Origin of the sequence: Yoonia maritima (assembly GCF_003003285.1) — a bacterium.
Lineage (GTDB): Bacteria > Pseudomonadota > Alphaproteobacteria > Rhodobacterales > Rhodobacteraceae > Yoonia > Yoonia maritima.
Map to the genome: position 1 here is coordinate 65,195 of NZ_PVTP01000008.1, position 20,734 is coordinate 85,928.

The window sequence follows — 20,734 nt, forward strand, 5'->3', positions numbered from 1 at the left end:
AACCAAAAGGTTTTGACCACCGTGACCACACACGCACCCATCCGGCACCCGCGCGGCCGCCGGCTTTCCGCTCTTCTTTCTAGCTGCGCTATTTTTAGCGTCTTTTGTGCCGTCTCAGCTGTCGCACAGGATACGCCATATCCGCTGGGTCAGATTGTTTTGGATGCCGATGACGACGATAGCGGCAGTATTGTTAGCAGCCAAACAAGTGCCGGATCAAAGCTATCTGGCGATGTGTTGGATACCGCGGCCAGCGTTTCGGTCATTACCCAGCAGGAAATCACGCAGCGCGGTGCGAAGTCAGTGCAAGAAGTTTTGCAGTATACATCTGGTGTTGTGACGAGCTTTTACGGGGCTGATGACCGTTTTGATTATTTCCGTATTCGCGGGTTTGACGCCTATGCCTATCGTGATGGGCTGTATCTGGGTGACCCGTTTGGTGGCGTCCGCGAAGAACCCTATGCATTTGAACGCGTCGAAGTTCTGAAAGGGGCGAACTCTGCTGCGTTGGGTGTGTCTGATCCAGGTGGGGCTGTGAACTATGTCACGAAAACACCCAAAGATCACCGTTTCGGTGACGCTTATTTGACGGCGGGTTCCTTTAACCGGGTTGAGGCAGGTGTAGATTTTGGCGACACGTTGAACGAACAGGGCACATTGTCCTACCGGTTAACGGGCAAAGTCGTCGATGCCGAACGAGAGTATGACTATTCTCAAGACGACGAAACATTTGTCATGGGTGGCGTAACTTGGGCGCCGACGGATGCGACTAGCCTGACGTTTGTTGTTGATTATCTGAACAAAGACAGCGTGCCGGGAAGCGGTGGGCATCCGGTGGGTGTGGATCTTGATCCATCAACCTTTTTGGGTGAACCCGATTTTAATTATCGCGGTACTGATCGGACCACAGCAAGCCTGCTGTTCGAACATGACTTTGATGGCGGGTTCAGCCTGCATTCTACACATCGTTTCAGCGCGACAGAAACTGACTTTGGCTATGCTTATGTGGCTGGCACCGATGCAGGCGGTGGCACAATGGCCGATCGTTATTTCTTTGCGAATGATTATACGGCTGACGAATACGTTGGTGATGTGAACGTGCAGCTTGATCGCGATTTCGGCACCGTCCAAAGCCGTAGCGTTGTGGGTATTGAACGTCGCACATCGGATGTCGACAATACCAGCTATTGGGCTTTGGCACCCGATATCGACTGGACTGATCCAGTTTACACGGGCGGCATTGATCTAAGCACATTGACGCCTTACGCGGCCACCCAAACAGAGATCGAAGCGCACGCGATTTATCTGCAAGAAGAACTAACCTTTGCAGATAAATTCATCGCCCAACTGGGGCTACGTCAGGACTGGATTGATGTTGAGCAAGTCAATGCTTTGTCTGATACAGTCACCGAAGGCGATTTTGAGGAAACAAGCAAACGGTTTGGTCTGACTTATCGCGCGACACCGGGGATGTCGGTTTACGGCAGCTATGCTGAATCCTTTGTGGCAGATAGTCTTGGTGTGGAACCCGAACGCGGCGAACAGTACGAACTGGGCGTAAAGTATCGGCCACAAAATGGTCGCGCGCTTTATACCGCTTCGATTTATGATCTGACCAAAAATAACATCACACGTACCGACCCGATCACTAGCATGCCGGAAACAATCGGCGAAGTGCGGGTACGTGGTCTTGATCTAGAAGCAAAAGCAGAATTGTCGGATACGATTAGTCTGACCGCATCTTATTCATTGATGGACAGTGAAATCGTTGAAAATGGGACCAGTGGGAACGAAGGGAATGCACTGTCGTTCGTGCCAGAGCAAACCATGTCTGTTTGGGCGCGCTATCAGTTGGCCGGTGCGGGATCGCGCGGTGATATGACCTTTGGCTTGGGCGCGCATTACGATGGGGCGTATTGGATGGACGACGGGAACACGTTGAAATCTGATCCGGCCGTTATCTTTGACGCGGCTGTGACGTATGCGGTTAACGACAGTACCAGTCTTGCAGTCAACGTCGCGAACTTGTTCGACGAACGCTATGTGGCTTATGGCGGGTTTGGGTCTGACTACTACAATACAGAACGCGTGATTAACGCGACTTTGCGCCGTAGCTGGTAAGCGCGGCGTTATAGGCCGTCCGCGTTTTGGCGCGGGCGGTTTGGTATTAGGGCAGGGCGGTGATATGCCGTCGCCGCCAAGCAGCAGGCGTTTCGCCTGAAATCTGACGAAACACGCGGGTCAGGTGCGCTTGATCTGAAAAACCAAGCCGGGCGGCGATATCGGATATGCTTAGCCCGGTTTCCAACAGCAGTTGGCAGGCAAGTTCAATCCGCTTGTGGCGTTGCCACTGCACAGGAGGCATCCCAGTTGTGGTTTTGAACGCGTGGGCAAACCAGCTTTCTGATAGTCCTACCATTTGTGACATATCGGCGACGCTAAGCCGGGCATCGGGTGCGCTATCGAACCGTGCTGTCAGGCGCTGCATTTGCGCTGGGGTCAGGCCGCCTTGGGCACCGTAAGATGTATCACATTTTAAATCCAGCAATCCGGTCAAAATGCTGATTGCGAGGCTTTCTGCGTAAAGGGGATGATGATTTTGATGATCAAGCTCTGTCGCCAAAAGCTGCCCAAGTCCCAAAAGCGGTTCGCTTGCCGCATGTTCAACGGGTTGACGCAGCGCGGCCCATGTTTGTTGGCGGCCCAAAGCGGGCACAAATTTATCCAAAAGCCAGCTTTCTGCGAAATGCAAATCAAGGTGTGAAAACCGATGTTCTGATGTGAAACGCGTCCAGATCGGCATTCCGGCGGGGACATATGTCGCCCGCAAAAGAGGCCGCGCCGCCGATTGGTTCACATCAGGGGTATCCGCAATAAGAACGTGCGAAGAAATGTCTTCAAAGAAGATCATGATGCGCGGATCGGGCGCAAGGTAATATCCGCGGGCATTTGATTGCGCCTGCGCGCGCCAATGTACGGCAATAAATCCCTCATATGACTGCCAAACCACCGGCGCGGTGCGCTCGATGCCTTCGACTTGTGTGGTCATGGAATGAAAAAAGCCCATCAAGTCTACCCGTATCATTGTAGATTGGATATTCGCCCTGACACCGGGCGGACCCCGATTGCCGTAGTTATTCAGCCGCTGTTTTAGATTTTTACGTCAAAGACGGCCCTGAATTTCAGATGAAAATTATATAAAAATAGTCAGGTATTCAAGCTGCATTGTTTTAGGCGTGCTGGACGGTGACCCGATGTTTTTTGGGGCAGTTGAGGCAAAGCAGGCTCTACCTCAACTTAAACCTCGTTAGCCAAGATGCTGCGCAAAAAATTCCTGTGTACGTTTGTGGGCTTGTTCGGCTGCGTCATGGTCGTAGTCGGCTGGTCTTGCGTCGTTGGCAAAGGCGTGGCCAGCGCCTTCGTAGCTGTGTACTTCCATCTGAGGGAAGTATGCGCGGGCTGCGTCAAGCATTTCGGCGGGGACGTGGCTATCGTCGGCGCCCCAGTGCCCTTGGACTGGCACCTGAAGCGGCGCGATTTGATAGCTAGGTAGGCGCGTGCCGTAGAACGCAACCGAAGCCGCGACATCAAGGATTTGCGCCGCGCGAATGGCCAGACCACCGCCCCAGCAAAAACCGATTACGCCAACTTTACCGCCCTTCACCTTCAGCGCCTGAACGGCAGCATCGACGTCTTTCATTGTCGTATCAAGTTTTGCAGCAAGCATCAGATCGCGCCCCCGCAGAGCTTCGGCAAATGGAATAACTGCGCCCTTTTGTTGACGATCAAACAACGCCGGAATGGCAACGTCATAGCCCAGCTTGGCATAGCGGTCCGCGACGCCCTTTAGCTGGTCGGTAATGCCAAAGATTTCCTGCAAAATCACGATACCGCCCCGGCGCGTGCCCTGTGCCTCGGCCATCCAGCAATCAAGCGTATGGCCATCCCCGGCCGTAAGTGTCGTCATCATGGTTTGATAATCCTTATAGAAATGAAGTGCCGTGACCTGCCTCAGTGTTCTGAGACAGGCCAATGCGATTACTCGCCGACCGGAACGCCAGCTTCTTCGTAAAAGCGGATTGCGCCGGGGTGGTATGGCGTGACGCTTGCCGGGGCCATGGCATCAAAGTTCGCACGGTTGAATGCGCCAAAGGATTGGCCAAGTGCTTCTTTGTTGGCGTGGATGACTTTGACCAGTTCATAAACCATGTCGTCGTCCGCATCGGCGTTGGTCAGTAGCATCCAAGGAATGCTGACAAAATTCGCACCCCAGTTTTGCAGACCATTAATGTTTTCGTTTTGTGGCAGGGTCGCGATTGTGCCGCTTGGCAGAACCTCGGCTAGGGCCGCCGCTGCCTCATCGCCACTTTCCATCGATACATAGCACAGACCACCGCGGCTTTTCAGTTGAACGGCTGCTTGCTGACCAGCGCCAGCATTCAAACTAACCAGCGCAAGATCGACAAGCCCGTCACCCAACGCATTAATGCCCGCAACAAAGCTGGAGACTGGAACCTGTTCGAAATCGTCATAACCTAGACCGCCAGTCGCCAAGGCACCCTTGATGTAGAACGGAATGATTGTGGATGATGTGTATTCTGATGCGATGCGCAAATCATTGCGCCCCTTCAGGTCAGCAACGGATTTCAGCCCCAAATCACAAGCCGCCATAATACCCGTGGTCAGCCCAAACATTTCCCCAACCAGACGCACATTCGGGTGCTCGCGGCTAAAGTTGCCAGTGCCAGTCAGGGCAAAACTAGCCTCAGCCCCGTTGGAATAACCAAAGTCGATCTCGCCCGAATTGAGCAAAGGCATATAGCCCACCAATGGCTGCGTGCGCACGGTAATACCATTGTCGTTTGCGACAACTGCAACGGCCTGACCAGAGTTATAGGCCAAAGACCCCTGCGCCCCGGTTGCCATCGACACAACCTGCGCTGTCGCGGCACTGGCCAGCATCATCGCGCTTAGGCCGATGCCTGCAAAAGTAAGTCGTTTCATTTCGTATCCTCCCATGGATTGTTAATGTCTTATGTCGGTTGGCTGCTGTTTTGCGTCTTTCCACCTTTCAGCATGAACAAGGCACCTAGCCCCAGCAGCGCCGCCGCTGCGGCAAAGTGGATCAAGATTGAAATCGTGATGAACCCAAGCGGCAGCGCCAACGCCCCCAGCCCGCCAAAGGCGACGCGCATCAGGTTGCCCAGTTTCTTCCCCCAAAAACCAACGATGCCGATTGTCACCCCGGTTACACCGATGGCGGTTAGGGCGGTTGCGGTGATCACCTCTTGTGCTGTGCCCTCAAACAACAGCGCGGGTGTCGCTACGAATGCGAATGGCAAGATGAACGCGGCCCAACCGATCCGCATTGCAGCAGCACCAGTAGCAAAGGCCCCTGCCCCCGAAATGGTCGCCGCAGCAAATGCCGCAAGCGCCACGGGCGGGGTGATCATCGACATCATGCCAAAATACAGAATGAACAAATGCGCCGCGATTGGGGTGACGCCAGCCTGCACCAATGACGGCGCGACAAGGCTGGCAAGCAACACATAGACACCCGAGGTCGGCATCCCCATCCCAAGGATGATGCAAACAACCGCTGAAATCAGCAGCAACAGGAACAGGCTGGATCCCACGGAATCCACCAACACCAGCGTCAGCGCAAAGCCTAGCCCGGTGACGTTCAGCACCCCGATGACAAACCCAGCCGCCGCAACCACAAGGATCAGATCCACCATCGACGTTCCGGTTTTCACAAAGACCTGACCAAAAGTAGCCAGCGTAAGGCGCGTGCCCTTATATCCTCTGATGCCCCCCGCAGCCACAATCGCCAGCGATGCAAGCAGCGCAGAATCCTCTGGGTCCAGCCGCATTACAAACAACGCATAAAGCAGTACCGCAAAGGGGATCAGGAAATGCCAACCAGCGGCAAGTACTTTGCGCACGGTAAGATCAGCGTCTTCTGGCGCCTCGATCCCGTCGCGCGCGGCGATCAGGTCAACCTGCGTGAAAACGCCAAGATAATACAAAAGCGCCGGGATCAACGCTGCAGCAGCAACCGTCGTGTAAGGAATATCAAGGAACTCTGCCATCAAGAACGCAGCTGCCCCCATAATCGGCGGGGTTAACTGACCACCTGTGGATGCGACTGCCTCAATCGCGCCAGCGTCTTCTTTGGAATAGCCACCGCGCTGCATCATCGGGATGGTGATGACCCCTGTTGTGGCAACGTTCGAAACGGCTGAGCCAGAGATGGAGCCGAACAGCGCCGAACCAACAACCGCGATCTTTGCGCTACCGCCACGTGCCCGGCCTGTTGCCGCCATGGCAAGGTCGGTAAAGAACGCCCCGCCCCCTGCTGCAAACAACAACTGTCCAAAGAAAACGAAAAGCAAAACAGTGATCGTACCCACCGCCAGCGGTGACGAAAACACAGCCGAACTGTCAAAGCCCACGTAGTCTACCAAACGCACCGGCGACATCCCTCGCCCAACAAGCCGACCAGGAATACGATCCGCGAACAGTGCGTAGATCAAGAACACCGTCACAATCGAAAACAGCATCCAACCCGCACGGCGGCGCACACCTTCCATCACGCCCAGCACCACAACAGTGCCAACAACGGTGATCTGCCAAGGACGATAAAACTGCTCTTGCAGCAACCAAACAAAATTGGCGGCGGCATATAGCAGCGTCGCCAAACAGATCACGGCAATCACAAGGTTAATGATATGCGGTGCCCGGGCGAGTTTGCCCCGAAAATCATAGCTAAGAAACGCAATCGTTAGCGCAAGACCAAGCTGAAGCGCCATGTATTGCTGCCGTAGCACGGCAAAGCCAAGGCGAGTATGGGCCTCGACGTTCCACAGAATACAAAGCACACACATAGTCGTCGCAAGAACTGCAATCGCACGGCGTGACCAAACGGCTTGGGTTACTGGCTCAGTCATTCGCCTGCTCCTCTGGCCAGTACAGGCGCATCGGATTGTCGACCAACAGCTTGCGCTGCAGCTCAGCGGTGGGTGCGATCTGCGGGATCATATCCACCAGCGCCCCGTCATCAGGCATATGCGAACGCATATTCGGATGCGGCCAATCTGTCCCCCACAGCACACGGTCGGGATAGTCCGCGACCAATTTGCGGCCAAACGGCACGACATCACCATAAGGCGGCCCCGCGACAGTCAGACGTTCCGGGCAGGACACCTTAATCCAAAACCGATCCTCGCGATCCATCAGCCCGCGAACACGGGCAAAGCCAGGGTCTTCCAACCCATTCGCGATGTCAGGGCGGCCCATATGGTCAATCACGATGGTGCCGGGCAGCGAAGTAATGAAAGGCGCAAGATCAGCCAATTCATCAGATTCAAAATAAACAACGATATGCCAGCCCATCTCGGCAGCACGGGCGGCAACGCGAATATAGTCATCCTTGGGCGCGTCACCGACAAGGCGTTTCAAAAAATTGAAACGCACGCCACGTACACCACCGTCGTGCAGGCGGGCCAGCTCGGTATCAGATGTGTCCTTTTCAATCACCGCGACGCCACGTGCGCGACCTTTAGATCGGGCAATCGCATCCAGCATCGCTGCGTTGTCAGTACCATGGCACGTTGCCTGCACGATGACATTACGGGCAAAACCCAAATGATCACGCAAAGCAAACAACTGCGAAGCAGGCGCATCAACGGGCGTATATTTTCGGGCCGGCGAAAAATTGAACTGCGCCGCAGGACCAAAGACATGGCAATGCGCGTCAACTGCACCCTCTGGTGGGCGGAACGCCGGACGCGATGGGACAGGATGAAACGATAGGTAATCAGGGGCAGGCCCCGACAGGCCATCGCCCATGCTTTTTGCTGCGTTCAATTTCGCCATTAGAATAATCCTCCCTCCGCATATGTTGCCTGAGGGCTATTCATTTGAAAAATGGATATTCGTGTTCTAAAACATCATTCAAAATGATGCTGAAGTGAAAATGCTTACAAATTTTGACCTCAACCTCCTCGTCGTGTTCCACGTTCTTCTCGAAGAGCGTAGCGTCACGCGGACAGGCGAACGGCTGGGCCGTACGCAATCAGCGATTTCGAATTCCCTAAAACGGCTGCGGGATCGGTTCGAAGACCCGCTTTTGGTGCGCACCCCCGACGGGCTTAGCCCGACACCGCGCGCAGCAGAACTTGCGCCGCTCGTCGCGCGGATCGTGCAAGACGTGAATATCTGCGTGACACCAAAGGCCGATTTCGACCCCGCCAGCGCCCAAGCCAGTTTTTCAATCGGTGCGCCCGACAGATTCAGCCTGCCTGTGTTCTTGCCGCTACTCAAACATCTGGGAAAGGTCGCGCCGGGCATCGTGGTTAACCTGCGGACAACCGACCGGGACTATGCGACGCGCCTGATCGAAGACGGCGAAATTGACCTGGCCGTGGGTTGGATCGACGGCACGCCGCCACATCTGAAAAGCAGCTTCGCCTACGAAGACCAATTTGTCTGCCTATGCCGCCGGGATCATCCGCTTTTGGCAGAAACGGAACGGCCCAGCGTCGATGACATCCTCAAATACTCCCACCTTGTCGTAAGCTCGACCAGCGACCGCCGCGCCGCTTTTGATGCGGTGCTCGCAGAACACGGGGTCAAACGCACCATCGCAGCCACATTGATGAGCTTCACCATCGTGCCCGAACTGCTGTTGGAATCCGATCTGATCGGGGTATTCACACACCGGGCCAGCGAATACTTCGCATCGAGATACGCTCTGGCAACGGTACCTGTCCCACTCGAAGTCGCGCCAATCGCCAACCACCTGATCTGGCACTGCCGATTTGAAGAAGACCAAGCACACGCCTGGCTACGGCAACAAATCGAAATGGCATTCACCGGCAAAATGCGAGCCCCCGAAAAACCGCGGCGACGCAAATAGTGCTGGGCCGTCGGGGTAAACGCAAAAGCCGCACCAGTTTGGCGCGGCTTTGATAAGCGTTTGATCGGACTTCGGGCTTAGCCGCCGAAATCGTCGAGCATGATGTCTTCGGGATCGACACCCAGATCGATCAGCATATTTGTGACCGACTGGTTCATGATTGGCGGACCACACATGTAGAATTCGCAATCTTCGGGCGCTGGATGATCCTTGAGGTATTCTTCCATCAATACGTTGTGGATGAAGCCTGTATAGCCTTTCCAGTTATCCTCGGGGAGGGCATCTGAAAGTGCGACGTGCCATTCAAAGTTGTCGAACTGTTCAGCCAGATCGTCGAAATCTTTGACAAAGAACATTTCGCGCTTTGATCGTGCACCGTACCAGAATGAAATCTTACGATCACGGTTTTCAAGGCGTTTGAGCTGATCAAAGATATGGCTACGCATTGGCGCCATGCCAGCACCACCACCGATAAAGACCATCTCTTTTTTGGTGTCGCGCGCAAAGAATTCGCCATACGGACCGGAAATCGTAACTTTGTCTCCGGGCTTTAGGTTAAAGATGTATGACGACATTTTCCCAGCGGGAATGTCTGTCGATCCCGGAGGAGGGGAGGCCACACGAACGTTCAGCATGATCATGCCTTTTTCGTCAGGGTAGTTGGCCATCGAATAGGCGCGTTCCACAGGTTCGTCGACCTTGGATTCATAGTCCCAAAGTTTGAAACGGTCCCAATCTTCGCGGTATTCTTCTTCGACGTCGAATTCTGAATATTTCAGGTGGTGTGCGGGTGCTTCGATTTGGATGTACCCACCAGCACGGAAATTCACGTCTTCGCCTTCTGGTAGGTCCAGAACAAGCGCCTTAATGAAGGTTGCCACGTTTTCGTTTGAACGAACGGTGCATTCCCATTTCTGAACGCCGAAGACTTCTTCTGGAACTTCGATTTCCATGTCCTGTTTGACCGCAACCTGACAGGATAGACGGTCGCCGCAAGATGCTTCGCGTTTGGTGATGTGGCCTTCTTCGGTTGGCAGGATTGATCCGCCGCCTGAATGAACCCGCACACGACATTGCGCGCATGTGCCACCACCACCGCAAGCGGATGGGACGAACAGTTTTTGTTCGGACAGCGTTTGCAGCAATTTGCCGCCCGCCGGGACCGATATGGTTTTTTCGCCATTGATTGTGATGTTAACGTTGCCGCTGGACACAAGTTTTGAACGCGCGGCCAGAATGACTGTGACGAGCGCGATAACGATTGTTGTAAACAGCAAGATGCCTAGGCCAAAGGTTGCCACTAGATTTCTCCGCTCATAGTTTCACGCCAGAGAATGACATGAAGGCCATAGCCATCAGGCCAGCCGTGATGAAAGTGATACCTAGGCCTTGAAGGCCGTCAGGAATGTCCGAATATTTCAGCTTTTCGCGTACGCCAGCCATCGCAGTGATCGCAAGCGCCCAGCCAAAGCCAGAGGAGATCCCGTAAGTCAGGGATTCCGAAAAGTTATAGCTGCGTTCCACCATAAACAGTGACCCACCCAAGATGGCGCAGTTCACTGTGATCAAAGGCAAGAACACCCCAAGTGCGTTGTAGAGCGGCGGAAAGTACTTATCGAGCACCATTTCCAAGATTTGGACCAAGGCCGCAATCACACCAATGTACGAGATAAGGCCAAGGAATGTCAGGTCAACATCTGCAAAACCTGCCCAGCTTAGTGCGCCTGGCGCCAAGAGATAGGTTAGGATCAGGTTGTTGGCGGGCACGGTGATCGCCTGCACCACCATCACAGAAATACCCAGTCCAATCGCAGTCGATATTTTCTTAGAAACGGCGATAAACGTACACATGCCCAAGAAGAATGACAGCGCAAGGTTTTCGACGAAAATTGCCTTAACGGCGAGTGAGATTAAGCCTTCCATTAGTGCGCATCCACAACTTGAATTTTGTATTCGCGTTCTTCCACTTGACTAGGTTTCCATGTGCGGAACCCCCAGATCAGAAGACCGATGATAAAGAACGCCGATGGCGGTAGGAGCAGCAGGCCGTTTGGCACATACCATCCGCCATTGTTCACGGTCGGCAGGATAGTAAAGCCCATCAGGCTGCCCGACCCGAACAATTCTCTGATAATGCCGACGAGCATCAGGATGAAGCCATAGCCCAACCCGTTGCCGATCCCGTCGATAAAGCTGTCGATGGGTGGGTTTTTCATCGCGAACGCCTCTGCGCGGCCCATCACGATACAGTTTGTGATGATCAGACCAACAAAGACAGACAGCGTTTTAGAAATCTCGAATGCGTAGGCCTTGAGCATCTGGTCGACCAGAATAACCAGTGACGCGATGATGACCATCTGCACAATAATCCGGATCGAGCTTGGGATGTGGTTGCGGATCATCGAGATAAACATTGATGAAAACGCGGTCACAAGTGTCACGGCAATCGCCATAACAAGCGCGACTTTCAATGATGATGTCACAGCAAGCGCTGAACAAATGCCAAGCACCTGCAAAGTGATTGGGTTGTTATCGACCATCGGGTCGATCAACATTTCCCTACGTGTCTGTCCCATCAGATATCTCCTGCTTTTAGGTTATCAAGGAAAGGACCGAAACCGGATTCTCCCATCCAGAACCTGACCAGATTGTTGACGCCGTTTGTTGTCAGCGTTGCGCCCGCAAGCGCGTCGATGTGATAATCGTCGCCAGCGGCTGGTACTGTTTTTGACACGCTAATTTGCAGCGTCCCGTCATCGTCGGCCAAACGTTTGCCGTTCCACAATGCTTTCCAGCGTGGATTATCGACTTCGGCGCCAAGACCGGGTGTTTCCGCGTGTTCATAAAACTGCAAACCGTAGATGTCGTTGCCGTTTTCTTCGAGCGCGATAAACCCATAAAGTGTGGACCAAAGCCCATAGCCGTGTATTGGCAAGATCAGCTTGTCGATATCGCCATTTTCGTCACGCAGTAGATAGACAGTTACGTATTCGGCTTGGCGGACAATCCCTGCTGGATCATCATCAAGCGCAACTGACGTTTCTGGGTCGTTGGCTGCAGCGCGATCGTCAAATGTCGCCGGGTCGAATTCGTCAGTGAATGTTCCGGTGCTTAGCTCAAGCACTTGTGGTTCAAATGCGGCAAAGGATTCAAGCACGTCTGCATCGGGGTCATAAATACCCGCGACTTGCAGGATGTTGACTTGCTTGTCTTTCAACGCATTGATTTCTTGCAGCGGGCGCAACGTGACGGCGGCCGCAGATACGATCATCGACGCGATCAGGCACAGCACCACCGCGACGAACACGGTCTTTGGTACCGAATCCGTTGGCAGCGCCAAAAAGCGTGCGATTGGGCCTTTGGCCTGTTCGGGGATGTTGTTTTGTTCTTCAGACATGACGTTTAGCCCTGCGACGAATGTTCGCTTGGACGACGAAGTAGTCGATCAACGGTGCGAATACATTACCAAATAGAATTGCGAGCATCATGCCCTCGGGAAAAGCGGGGTTCACGACGCGGATCATGACGACCATAAAGCCGATGAGCGCACCATAGATGTAGCGGCCAGCGTTGGTGTGTGATCCGGAAACAGGTTCCGTGACCATAAACACAAGGCCAAATGCATAGCCGCCGACAACAAGATGCCAGTACCAAGGCATCGCAAACATTGGGTTTGTGTCAGACCCGATGGCGTTCAACAGCAGCGAGAACCCGATCATCCCAGCAAGACAGCCGACCACCATGCGATAGTTGGCGATTTTCGTCACAAGCAAGAACGCGAGGCCCAAAAGAGCGGCAATTGTGGATGTTTCACCCATTGAACCGGGCAAGAAGCCGATAAAGCTGTCCCACCATGTCAGGCCATGTGCGGCGAGTGTCTGATAACCGTCAGATGCCGAAACAGCCAATGCCGTCGCACCAGTAAAGCCATCAACAGGCACCCAGACTGAATCACCCGAAAGCTGGGCAGGATAGGCAAAGTACAAGAACGCGCGCCCGGTCAGGGCAGGGTTCAAGAAGTTCTTACCAGTTCCGCCAAAGACTTCTTTGCCGATGACCACACCAAAGATGATCCCTAGTGCGACTTGCCATAACGGCGTCGTTGCGGGCAGGATCAACGCATAAAGCATTGATGAAACAAGGAAACCTTCGTTTACTTCGTGGCGACGCACTGTGGCAAACACCACTTCGAATACACCACCAGCGACAAGCGTGGTGATGTAGATCGGTAGGAAATACATCATCCCATGCAAGATATTAGCCAGTGGGTTGCTTGGGTCGAACCCGATACCTAATGCGCCGATAACTGCAGCGCGCCAGCCCGACGGGCCAAAGTCTGCGATGGCTGCGTTTGTTTGCAGCCCGACGTTATATGTACCCATCAAAATGCAGGGGATCGTCGCCAGCACAACATAGGTCATGATGCGTTTCATATCGACATATGACCGGGCGTGCGGCGCAACAGTGGTTACGGTTTTAGGTGTGTAAATGAAGCTCTCGATCATTTCATAGATCGGGAAGTAACGCTCCCATTTACCGCCTTTTTCGAAATCCGGTTCAATCCGGTCAAAGAAATTTCGAAGACCCATGGATCAACCCTCTTTTTCGATGGTGGCCAGACAGTCGCGCAGCGCAAGTCCGTATTCATATTTTGCGGGGCAGGCAAAACCAGCAAGCCCCAGATCTTCTTCGTCCAGCTCGAGCGCGCCAAGCGCCTGGGCCTGATCGGTATCCATCGTAATCAGCGCCCGCAAAAGCTGGGTCGGCAGATAATCTTGGGGCATTAGCGTTTCAAACGTGCCGGTGGGGACCATTGCGCGGCGTCCGCCGTTCAAATTTGAAGTCAGCGGGAATTTGCGACGCGACAAGGCAGAGCCAAGGACGGGCTGTACCGCGTATTTATCAACCATCGGCCGGATCCAACCCATCGGGATTTGTTTGCGGTCTTCTTCGATCAATGTGATTTGACGAGCATAACGGCCGAGGTAACCGTTGGCACCTTCGCCCATGCGTCCGCTTAGCACTGAACCCGAAATCATCCGAACAGGTGTATCGGCTGGCGTGTCATTGATAGCCAGATCGGCCATTGATGCACCTACCACAGTGCGTACCAAACGTGGATCGGCGCAGACGGGACCAGTCAATGCCACAACCCGTGTCGCGTCATATGTGCCAGTTTGCAGTAAACGCCCGATCGCGATCACGTCTTGATAGCCGATGGTCCAGACTGTTTTGTCGCCGTGTAGCGGCTCAAGAAAGTGAATATGCGTTCCAGCAAGCCCAGCCGGGTGCGGGCCAGAGAAAGCAGCCGCTTCGACGCCAGCGACATCACCGCCGGGAATATCGGCACCGTCTGCATGGCAAAGATATGTTTTGCCTTCGGTCAGCAGTGCGATGGCTTTTAGACCGTCGACGAATGCATCCGATTGTTCGCGGATGATCGGCAGCGGGTCAGCTGCCAGAGGCTCTGATTCCATCGCGGTTACGAAGATCGCAGAAGGGCGGCTTTCGGGGGTAGGGACCTTTGAATACGGACGAGTGCGGAACGATGTCCACAATCCCGCGCTACAAAGGCGTTCCGCCAGTCCGTCGGCGGTGGTCGCATCGCCCACAGTCGAAAAGTCGACAGGTGCGGCGTCGCCTTCAACCTGAATTTCCACACTGATCAGTTTGCGTCGTGCGCCCCGGTTGATCGCCTTGATTCGCCCGGCAACGGGTGAAACCACCTGCACCTGAGGCGTATCTTTGTGGGTAAATATCGGTGTTCCCGCAACAACACTATCGCCTTCGGCAACAGTGAGTCGGGGTTTGAGCCCAATGTAGTCATCACCAAGGATAGCGACAGTCTGTACTGCCGGTGCAGTCTCGACATCTTCTCTTGGCGCGCCCGCAATTGAGATGTTCAGACCTTTATGTAGTGCAAATCGCTGCAATGCTGACCTCGTCGAGACTGTTTTTTGATTTCCGCACGTCTATTGGCTGGCTGCCTGAGCGGAAATTGTGAAAAGTTAAGTGTGTGGCTTCATTTTGCCGTGGATAACCGAGGTAAAATCTGTTGAAAAGGCATTAATGGTCGCATGGCGCTGGCAGAAATGTCGTGTTAGACAGCGGCCCATCGAAAATTGAGGTAAATTGTGTCCCAGTCAGTCAAATTATCGCGCCGTAGCTTTATGCTAGTGCCGCTATGCCTTGCCGCTTGTAAGCCGGGCGAATCGCTTTTGAAGGTGTCGGGTCTGACCATGGGCACGACTTATAACGTAGCGATCGCTGATGCGCCGCGCTTTGTGTCGCAATCTGATGTGAAGACGGCGGTTGATGGTGCTTTGGCCACGGTCAACCAGCAGATGTCCAACTGGGACGCTAACTCTGAGATTTCGCGTTTTAATGCGCAGACAAGCACTGATGCACAGGTTATTTCGGCTGAATTGGCCGAAGTCATGACCGCAGCAGAGACGGTTCATCTGGCAAGTGGCGGTCGTTTTGACACGACGCTTGGCCCGGTGATCGAACTTTGGGGCTTTGGCGCTGATGATCATTCACTGTCTACACCGAACGAAGCAAGCCTGCTGGCAGCGCAAGCGAAATCAGGTCACGCCAACACATTGCGCGTCACGCCCGGTGCGCTGCAGAAAACGCAACCAGACGCGAATATTTATTTGGCCGCGATTGGCAAAGGCTATGGCGCTGACCTTGTTGGTCGCGCGTTGGAGCAGTTGGGCGTACACAACTATTTGATCGAAATCGGCGGTGATCTTTATGCGTCGGGCCACAATGCAGATGGCACCGCATGGCAGATCGGTATCGAAACACCCGAAGCCCACGGGCGCGGTGTGTTGGATGTTGTGTCTGTGTCAAATGTTGGGCTGGCGTCATCTGGCGACTACCGCAACTTCTTTGAACAAGATGGTCAGCGTTATTCGCACCTGATTGATCCACGCACTGGTCGTCCTGTGACGCACAACACCGCGTCGACAACTGTTTTGGCCGAAAATGCGATGCTTGCTGATGCGTGGGCGACGGCGTTCCACATTATCGGACAAGAAGAAGGTCTGGTACTGGCAGAAGAGCTGGACCTCGCGGTTCTGTTCACGCAACATAACGCAAATGCGAACGCACACGGCTTTACAACAACCGCAAGTTCCCGTTTTACGGCCCTAACGCAGGTCTAAACCAAACAAAGAGACGCAGTCATGGCGACGTTTTTTCTGACATTCGGATTTCTGCTGGTCATCATGCTTGGCATGGCGGCTGGCGTGATCTTGATGGGGCGCACCATCAAAGGAAGCTGCGGCGGTTTGAATGCAATCGCGGATGCTGATCAATGTCTTGTTTGTAAAAAAGACATTGATCCAGATAGCCCGCTGCGCGAACGTCTTGCGTGCCCACGTGCGCGCAAGATGCTGGAAAATGCTGGATTAGACCAAACTGTTGATTAACTGACTTTGGCGAGCGGTATGAAACCGAGGGCCAAAAAAGAAACCCCAGCAAGCAGCCCGTAAACCCACAACTTCCAAGTTGGTCCTTCGACTTTCCAGACTTGTCGGTATCTGTGGCCACCCCAACAGCCAAGCACAAAGATCATTGTTGCAATGGCGGGGGGTAAAGTCAGATCAGACACGATATTTTCCTAGCAGGGTGATCTTGCTAGCTATCTGCATAAATTGTTGGCTTGGCAATAGTATCTGCCGATACCGCGCAATGTTTAACGCGGTATCGGTCTGATTTTAGGTGGGGTCTAAGTGCAGGCCGCATTCGCGGTTTTGGCCAAAGAACCGGGTATCTTCTTCGCGCATACCGTCTTCGAGCTTGCGCGTCGTATGGGTGTCGCCAACGCTGACATATCCCTGTTCCCAAAGCGGGTGATAGGGCAGGTCATGTTCCTTAAGGTACATGTGAACGTCGCGGTTGGTCCAATCTACAATCGGGTGGAATTTGACGCGACCATGCTGGAATTCAAGGATTTTGCGTTCGGCGCGGCTGTCGGCCTGAACGCGGCGTAGGCCGCTGTACCACGTGCCAGCACCAACATTGCCCATTGCGCGCTGCATTGGTTCAACTTTGTTGATGGTATTGTACTTCTTTAAACCTTCTTCGCCCTGATCCCAAAGCTGACCAAAACGGGCTTCTTGCCAGGCGGGGCTCATCTCTGCGCGGTAGACGTGCAGGTTTAAGCCAAGCCGTTCGGTCAGTTCGTCGATAAACCGATAGGTTTCAGGAAACAGATACCCGGTATCAAATAGCAGGACAGGGATGTCGGGCACCTGCGCGGTCATCATATGTAACATGACCGCCGACTGGATGCCGAAGCTAGATGAAACAACGTGATCGCGGGGCAGGTTTTCGAGAGCCCATTCAACACGCGTTGTCGCGGTTTGGTCTTCGAGCCATTCATTGGCAGCAGAAAACACTTTGGGTCCATGCGATGCATGGTTCGGTTCGGTTTTTTGAGCAGCTTGAGTTTTCATATCATTGCACTTTGGTGTTAGTTCAGCTGTGATAATTCGTATGTGTTACTTTGGCTTAGACGACGGTCGTTTGTGTATGACGTAATCGTCGAACCCTTTGTTAGCGTTACGTTCTCTTAGCTAATCGTAGCGCCGTTTCATTGGATACATTGCTGTCGATCGCTCTGTCTTGCATCTGATAAAGCAACCCAGACCATGATTCACAATACAAGCCCGGTACGAAAGGACGATCGTGGCGGGTTTCATTCAAATCAAGAAACCCACATTCTTTATATGGTCGATAAGGGTGAACAACGTTTGGGCTGATCCGAAAGGAAAATCGTTCCGTGCCGGGCCTTTCGATGATATTTTTACTTTACATAGGCGCGATAAATGCGCACTGCCCCATTGAAAATACCCAAAATATTATGGCTCCGATGTATATATTGAAACCTAATCTCTTTTGGTATACGACCGCATACAGCGAGATCCCCTTGGGTCGACAGTTCCTGCCATCACCCAGTTCTGACAACATTTACACTTCCGGATAGCCATGAGCCTGTACACAGAATACCTGACCGAAATCGAAACGCGCAAAAAGCAATCGCTGCACCCGAAACCCATCGAAGATGGCGCGCTGGTCAAAGAAATCATCGCGCAAATCAAAGATGCGGATAACGCGCATCGTGCAGATTCGCTTAAGTTTTTCATCTATAACACGCTGCCCGGTACAACTAGCGCAGCCGGCGAAAAGGCCGCGTTCCTGAAAGACATCATTCTGGGCGATGTGGTTGTTGATGAGATCACACCGACATTCGCGTTCGAACTGCTTTCACACATGAAAGGCGGACCTTCGGTTGAGGCTCTTCTAGATCTGGCGTTGGGTGACGACCTAGACATCGCAAAGCAAGCTGCTGATGTTCTGAAAACGCAGGTCTTTTTGTACGAAGCCGATACAGACCGCCTGAAAGCGGCTTATGACGCAGGTAATGCTGTCGCAACCGATATTCTGAACAGCTATGCCGCAGCCGAGTTTTTCACAAAGCTGCCCGACATCGAAGAAGAAATCAAAGTCGTGACTTATATCGCGGGTGAAGGCGATATTTCTACCGATTTGCTGTCACCGGGGAATCAGGCGCATTCGCGTTCTGACCGTGAATTGCACGGAAAATGCATGATCACACCCGAAGCACAGGTCGAAATTCAGGAACTGCAAAAACAACACCCTGACGCGCGCGTGATGCTGATTGCTGAAAAAGGCACAATGGGCGTTGGGTCTTCGCGGATGTCTGGTGTTAACAACGTGGCCTTGTGGACTGGTAAGCCAACCAGCCCTTATATTCCGTTCGTGAACAATGCGCCTGTTGTTGCAGGTACAAACGGCATTTCGCCGATCTTTTTGACAACTGTTGGTGTGACCGGCGGTATCGGGATCGACCTTAAGAACTGGGTTAAGAAGCTGGATTCAGACGGTAACCCGATCCTGAACAACGATGATAACCCTATCCTTGAGCAGAAATATTCGGTTGAGACAGGAACGATCCTGACCATCAACACGAAAGAAAAGAAGCTATATAACGACGCTGGCGATCAAGAGCTTGTCGATATGTCGTCGTCTTTTACTCCGCAAAAAGTCGAATTCATGAAAGCGGGCGGTTCTTATGCCATCGTCTTTGGTAAAAAGCTGCAAAGCTTTGCGTCCGAAACGCTGGGTCTTGAACTGAAATCTGCCTATGCGCCGTCCAAAGAAATTCACCACGAAGGTCAGGGCCTTACGGCTGTTGAAAAGATCTTTAACGCGAACGCTCTTGGTGTAACGCCGGGCACCGTTTTGCATGCTGGGTCTGATGCCCGCGTGAAAGTGAACATCGTTGGGTCGCAAGACACCACAGGTTTGATGACATCCCAAGAGCTTGAGGCGATGGCGGCGACTGTGCTTTCGCCAACTGTTGATGGTGCCTATCAATCCGGCTGTCACACGGCATCGGTTTGGGATTTCAAAGCCCAAGAAAACACACCTAAGCTGATGAAGTTTATGCATAACTTTGGTCTGATCACCGCGCGTGACCCCAAAGGCGTATACCATTCAATGACCGACGTTATTCACAAGGTGCTGAATGACATCACGGTGGATGATTGGGCAATCATCATCGGCGGTGATTCCCACACACGTATGTCCAAAGGCGTGGCCTTTGGTGCTGACTCTGGCACCGTTGCGCTTGCGCTGGCCACGGGCGAGGCAACGATGCCGATCCCTGAGTCCGTGAAAGTGACGTTCAAAGGCAAAATGGCGGATCACATGGATTTCCGTGATGTGGTACACGCGACGCAATTGCAGATGTTGAAGCAATTTGGCGATAACGTGTTCCAAGGCCGCATCATCGAAGTGCACCTAGGCACATTGCTTGCCGACCAAGCCTTTACGTTCACTGACTGGACTGCGGAAATGAAGGCGAAAGCCTCTATCTGTATTTCGGAAGATGATACGCTTATTGAATCGCTTGAGATCGCTAAGCACCGTATTCAGATCATGATCGAAAAGGGCATGGAGAACGACGCAAACATGCTGCAAGGTCTGATCGATATTGCGGATAAGCGGATCGCTGAAATCAAATCTGGCGCGAAACCAGCGCTGACCGCCGATGACAACGCGAAATACTTTGCCGAAGTTGTCGTGAACCTAGACGAGATCAACGAGCCAATGATCGCTGACCCTGATGTCAGCAACGCCGATGTGTCAAAACGTTATACCCACGATACAATCCGCCCGATTTCTTACTACAAAGCAGAGAAAAAGGTCGATTTGGGCTTTGTTGGGTCCTGCATGGTGCACAAAGGCGATGTGAAAATCGTCGCGCAAATGCTGCGGAATCTTGAAAAGGCACAAGGCGAGGTCACGTTCAAAGCACCGCTGGTCGTAGCCGCGCCAACATACAACATCATCGATGAGCTGAAAGAAGAAGGCGACTGGTCCGTTCTTCAGAAATACTCTGGCTTTGAATTTGACGATTCAGCACCAAAGAACACCGCGCGTACAGAATACGAAAACATTCTGTATCTTGAACGTCCGGGCTGTAACCTTTGCATGGGTAACCAAGAAAAAGCCGCAAAAGGTGACACTGTTCTTGCGACATCTACCCGTTTGTTCAAAGGCCGCGTTGTGGAAGATGCGGACGGCAAAACAGGTGAATCGCTGCTGGCGTCCACGCCAGTTGTTGTGTTGTCCGCAATTCTGGGGCGTACCCCAACCGTCGAAGAATACATCACGGCTGTTGAAGGTATTGACCTGACAAAATTTGCGCCACCGCTTGAAAAACCAGCAGGTACATTGTCAGCCCATTTCTAAGGCGCTGAAACACAATACAATAAG

At 53.1% G+C, this 20,734-nt stretch carries 17 protein-coding genes; 5 read left to right on the plus strand and 12 right to left on the minus strand.

The genetic code is table 11. The features are described from left to right. Positions 1-21: 21 nt before the first annotated feature. Positions 22-2,121 (plus strand): TonB-dependent siderophore receptor, encoded by a 2,100-nt coding sequence (locus tag CLV80_RS12270; RefSeq protein ID WP_243394548.1) that lies wholly within the window; start codon positions 22-24, stop codon positions 2,119-2,121. A gap of 46 nt (positions 2,122-2,167) precedes the next feature. Here the strand turns inward: CLV80_RS12270 and CLV80_RS12275 are convergent, their stop codons facing one another. The 5 genes from CLV80_RS12275 to CLV80_RS12295 all read right to left on the minus strand — a co-directional run bounded on the left by CLV80_RS12275 (position 2,168) and on the right by CLV80_RS12295 (position 7,878). Beyond that, positions 2,168-3,067 (minus strand): helix-turn-helix domain-containing protein, encoded by a 900-nt coding sequence (locus CLV80_RS12275; RefSeq protein WP_106358234.1) that lies wholly within the window; start codon positions 3,065-3,067, stop codon positions 2,168-2,170. A 240-nt stretch (positions 3,068-3,307) separates the two neighbouring features. Further along, positions 3,308-3,970: a dienelactone hydrolase family protein gene (locus tag CLV80_RS12280; protein ID WP_106358235.1), complete on the minus strand. Its 663-nt coding sequence runs from the start codon at positions 3,968-3,970 to the stop codon at positions 3,308-3,310. A 68-nt stretch (positions 3,971-4,038) separates the two neighbouring features. Beyond that, positions 4,039-5,004 carry a TAXI family TRAP transporter solute-binding subunit gene (locus CLV80_RS12285; protein WP_165793377.1) on the minus strand — a complete coding sequence of 322 codons (966 nt, stop codon included), beginning with the start codon at positions 5,002-5,004 and terminating at the stop codon, positions 4,039-4,041. Between the two features lie 29 nt (positions 5,005-5,033). Then, positions 5,034-6,950, minus strand: a complete 1,917-nt coding sequence (locus CLV80_RS12290; RefSeq protein WP_106358237.1) for a TRAP transporter permease — start codon at positions 6,948-6,950, stop codon at positions 5,034-5,036. Next, on the minus strand, positions 6,943-7,878 hold the full coding sequence (locus tag CLV80_RS12295) for an amidohydrolase family protein (RefSeq protein WP_279338299.1): 936 nt from the start codon (positions 7,876-7,878) through the stop codon (positions 6,943-6,945). The genes CLV80_RS12290 and CLV80_RS12295 overlap by 8 nt, the downstream gene beginning before the upstream one ends. A 100-nt stretch (positions 7,879-7,978) precedes the next feature. On the opposite strand from CLV80_RS12295, the gene CLV80_RS12300 reads away from it, so the two are divergent. Beyond that, positions 7,979-8,920 carry a LysR family transcriptional regulator gene (locus CLV80_RS12300; RefSeq protein ID WP_106358238.1) on the plus strand — a complete coding sequence of 314 codons (942 nt, stop codon included), beginning with the start codon at positions 7,979-7,981 and terminating at the stop codon, positions 8,918-8,920. Positions 8,921-8,997: 77 nt separating this feature from the next. Here the strand turns inward: CLV80_RS12300 and nqrF are convergent, their stop codons facing one another. From nqrF to CLV80_RS12330, 6 genes are read right to left on the minus strand one after another with little or no spacing between them, the layout of a single operon-like run. Continuing rightward, positions 8,998-10,221 carry an NADH:ubiquinone reductase (Na(+)-transporting) subunit F gene (nqrF, locus tag CLV80_RS12305; protein ID WP_106358239.1) on the minus strand — a complete coding sequence of 408 codons (1,224 nt, stop codon included), beginning with the start codon at positions 10,219-10,221 and terminating at the stop codon, positions 8,998-9,000. 13 nt (positions 10,222-10,234) lie between these two features. Further along, complete coding sequence (gene nqrE / locus CLV80_RS12310; protein WP_106358240.1) at positions 10,235-10,843, minus strand: NADH:ubiquinone reductase (Na(+)-transporting) subunit E; 609 nt, start codon at positions 10,841-10,843, stop codon at positions 10,235-10,237. After that, on the minus strand, positions 10,843-11,496 hold the full coding sequence (locus CLV80_RS12315) for an NADH:ubiquinone reductase (Na(+)-transporting) subunit D (RefSeq protein ID WP_106358241.1): 654 nt from the start codon (positions 11,494-11,496) through the stop codon (positions 10,843-10,845). Before CLV80_RS12315 ends, nqrE begins: the two co-directional genes overlap by 1 nt. Continuing rightward, positions 11,496-12,317: a Na(+)-translocating NADH-quinone reductase subunit C gene (locus CLV80_RS12320; RefSeq protein ID WP_106358242.1), complete on the minus strand. Its 822-nt coding sequence runs from the start codon at positions 12,315-12,317 to the stop codon at positions 11,496-11,498. The genes CLV80_RS12315 and CLV80_RS12320 overlap by 1 nt, the downstream gene beginning before the upstream one ends. Continuing rightward, complete coding sequence (locus CLV80_RS12325; protein WP_106358243.1) at positions 12,310-13,509, minus strand: NADH:ubiquinone reductase (Na(+)-transporting) subunit B; 1,200 nt, start codon at positions 13,507-13,509, stop codon at positions 12,310-12,312. Before CLV80_RS12325 ends, CLV80_RS12320 begins: the two co-directional genes overlap by 8 nt. Positions 13,510-13,512: 3 nt before the next feature. Further along, positions 13,513-14,853, minus strand: a complete 1,341-nt coding sequence (locus tag CLV80_RS12330; RefSeq protein ID WP_106358244.1) for a Na(+)-translocating NADH-quinone reductase subunit A — start codon at positions 14,851-14,853, stop codon at positions 13,513-13,515. A gap of 201 nt (positions 14,854-15,054) precedes the next feature. On the opposite strand from CLV80_RS12330, the gene CLV80_RS12335 reads away from it, so the two are divergent. Both CLV80_RS12335 and nqrM read left to right on the plus strand, forming a co-directional pair. Further along, positions 15,055-16,089 (plus strand): FAD:protein FMN transferase, encoded by a 1,035-nt coding sequence (locus tag CLV80_RS12335; RefSeq protein ID WP_106358245.1) that lies wholly within the window; start codon positions 15,055-15,057, stop codon positions 16,087-16,089. Positions 16,090-16,110: 21 nt separating this feature from the next. Continuing rightward, positions 16,111-16,356: a (Na+)-NQR maturation NqrM gene (gene nqrM / locus CLV80_RS12340; RefSeq protein ID WP_106358246.1), complete on the plus strand. Its 246-nt coding sequence runs from the start codon at positions 16,111-16,113 to the stop codon at positions 16,354-16,356. A gap of 288 nt (positions 16,357-16,644) precedes the next feature. On the opposite strand, the gene CLV80_RS12350 is transcribed toward nqrM, so the two are convergent. After that, complete coding sequence (locus CLV80_RS12350; protein WP_106358248.1) at positions 16,645-17,385, minus strand: phosphoadenylyl-sulfate reductase; 741 nt, start codon at positions 17,383-17,385, stop codon at positions 16,645-16,647. 532 nt (positions 17,386-17,917) lie between these two features. On the opposite strand from CLV80_RS12350, the gene CLV80_RS12360 reads away from it, so the two are divergent. Beyond that, entirely contained in the window at positions 17,918-20,710 is a 2,793-nt protein-coding gene (locus CLV80_RS12360) for a bifunctional aconitate hydratase 2/2-methylisocitrate dehydratase (protein ID WP_106358250.1), read from the plus strand. The last annotated feature ends 24 nt before the right edge of the window (positions 20,711-20,734 follow it).

Coding starts and splice junctions, on each gene's coding strand:
- CLV80_RS12275 (WP_106358234.1), bottom strand. CDS start 3,067: ATGGGCTTTTTTCATTCCATGACCACACAAGTCGAAGGCATCGAGCGC.
- CLV80_RS12300 (WP_106358238.1), top strand. CDS start 7,979: ATGCTTACAAATTTTGACCTCAACCTCCTCGTCGTGTTCCACGTTCTT.
- CLV80_RS12280 (WP_106358235.1), bottom strand. CDS start 3,970: ATGATGACGACACTTACGGCCGGGGATGGCCATACGCTTGATTGCTGG.
- nqrE (WP_106358240.1), bottom strand. CDS start 10,843: ATGGAAGGCTTAATCTCACTCGCCGTTAAGGCAATTTTCGTCGAAAAC.
- CLV80_RS12290 (WP_106358237.1), bottom strand. CDS start 6,950: ATGACTGAGCCAGTAACCCAAGCCGTTTGGTCACGCCGTGCGATTGCA.
- CLV80_RS12360 (WP_106358250.1), top strand. CDS start 17,918: ATGAGCCTGTACACAGAATACCTGACCGAAATCGAAACGCGCAAAAAG.
- CLV80_RS12325 (WP_106358243.1), bottom strand. CDS start 13,509: ATGGGTCTTCGAAATTTCTTTGACCGGATTGAACCGGATTTCGAAAAA.
- CLV80_RS12315 (WP_106358241.1), bottom strand. CDS start 11,496: ATGGGACAGACACGTAGGGAAATGTTGATCGACCCGATGGTCGATAAC.
- nqrM (WP_106358246.1), top strand. CDS start 16,111: ATGGCGACGTTTTTTCTGACATTCGGATTTCTGCTGGTCATCATGCTT.
- CLV80_RS12295 (WP_279338299.1), bottom strand. CDS start 7,878: ATGGCGAAATTGAACGCAGCAAAAAGCATGGGCGATGGCCTGTCGGGG.
- CLV80_RS12320 (WP_106358242.1), bottom strand. CDS start 12,317: ATGTCTGAAGAACAAAACAACATCCCCGAACAGGCCAAAGGCCCAATC.
- CLV80_RS12285 (WP_165793377.1), bottom strand. CDS start 5,004: ATGAAACGACTTACTTTTGCAGGCATCGGCCTAAGCGCGATGATGCTG.
- CLV80_RS12350 (WP_106358248.1), bottom strand. CDS start 17,385: ATGAAAACTCAAGCTGCTCAAAAAACCGAACCGAACCATGCATCGCAT.